The organism is Mitsuaria sp. TWR114 (assembly GCF_007997345.1).
The window spans coordinates 1-1,552 of sequence record NZ_VOSR01000964.1 but is presented as its reverse complement, the minus strand read 5'-3'; the positions used below and the strand labels follow the sequence as shown (position 1 = coordinate 1,552).

Annotated in this window: 1 protein-coding gene and 1 pseudogene; one reads left to right on the top strand and one right to left on the bottom strand. The window is 71.3% G+C overall.

The window, feature by feature from the left end; genetic code table 11:
• A pseudogene (locus FUT87_RS26385) lies at window positions 1-419 on the top strand (nicotinate phosphoribosyltransferase); the annotation flags it as partial.
• Window positions 420-452: 33 nt separating this feature from the next.
• Here the strand turns inward: FUT87_RS26385 and FUT87_RS26380 are convergent.
• Window positions 453-1,552 (bottom strand): penicillin acylase family protein (locus FUT87_RS26380; protein WP_186830777.1); only part of this gene is annotated, 1,100 nt, incomplete at its 5' end.

Genomic DNA, 1,552 nt, shown 5'->3' with positions numbered 1-1,552 from the left:
ACGTGATCGGCATGGACGCGTTCCTGGCCGATTTCGACCTCTACTTCGCCAAGCTCTTCGACGGGCTGCGTCACGATTCGGGCGATCCGGTCGAATGGGGCGAGAAGGCGCTGGCGCACTACGAGCAGCTGCGCATCGACGCCAACACCAAGCGGCTGGTGTTCTCCGACGCGCTGGACATGCCCAAGGCGCTGGCGCTGTACCGCCATTTCGCGGACCGCGTCCAGCTGGGGTTCGGCATCGGGACCCAGCTCAGCAACGACATGGGGCTGCCGACGCTGAACATCGTCATCAAGCTGACCCACGTCAATGGACAGCCGGTGGCCAAGCTCTCCGACAGCCCCGGCAAGACCATGTGCGAGGACCAGACCTTCCTGGCCTACCTGCGGCAGGTGTTCAAGGTGCCGAGTCCGCGATAGGCGCTCGCGTCCTGCGACGGGCGGTGGCCGCGCTCAGTCCCGGTGCGCCGTGATGCGATGGATCACCGGGCCCGCCAGCAGCGGCGTGGGCTTGCCCTCGACCCAGTCCTGGTGCCCCGCGCCGTAGAACGGCGACATCGGATGGCCGCTCTGCCCGCCCGCCATCGACAACCAGCCTTGTTCCTCGCGGCCCGGCGAGACGACCAGCCGCTCCGACTGCCCGAAGGCCGGCCCAGCCACATGCGGCAGGTTGCTGTCGCCCGACTGCGGCACCGACGGCATGTCCAGCCAGCGCGACAGCGCCGGGATCGCCTTGGCCAGCGGATGCTGGATGCGACTGGCGTTCTGCGCGCCCCAGGTGGCGCCGCCGAGGTTGCCGTCCGGCGCGATCTCGCGGGCCGCGGCATCCAGCTGCGCCAGCAGCAACGCATCCCAGCTCGCGTAGGCCGCCGGCAGCAGATGCCCGGGACGCTCGTCGAGCGCGCGCGCCGCGCTGTACTCGAACTGGTTGCGCCAGCGGATGCGGCGCTTCGGGTCGAGCTGCCGATCTCCCAGCGCGGGCAGCGTCCACGCATCCCACAAGGTGTCGAGCACCCGCAGCCGCGCCTGGCGCACCAGGCGGTAGGCGGCCGAGTCCGCGTCGGCGCGCCCGTTCCAGTTCTCGAGCAGCTGCACGAACGCGCGGTGCGTCGGATGGGTCGCGGCGTCGCTGCGCGCCACCGCCAGCAGCCGAGCCGCCCAGGTCTTCATGAAGCGCGCCTCGTCGTCGTGATGGATCGCGCCGATCGAGGCTTCGTCATGCTTGTCGCGCGCGGAGAGCCGGTCGCGGATCTGCTGCGCGCGGGCGCCGAGATCGAAGCCGCCGTCGCCGAGCAACTCACCGGGTGCGCCATCCAGCTGGCGGTTGTTGGCGGTCCACAGCTGGCCTTGCGCCGGCGAGAGCACCTGCGGCGCCCGGTCCGGATCGAGCCACTCGCGGCGCATCGCACCCGGCGCGACGAAGCGCCCGAAACCGTCCGGCAGCCCCGGCTGCGCCCACAACCGGCCGGCGATGGTCCAGCCGATCTGGCCGTCGCGGTCGGCGGCGATCAGGTTCTGGTGCGGCATGCCGGCGCGCTGCGCCAGCGCCAGCG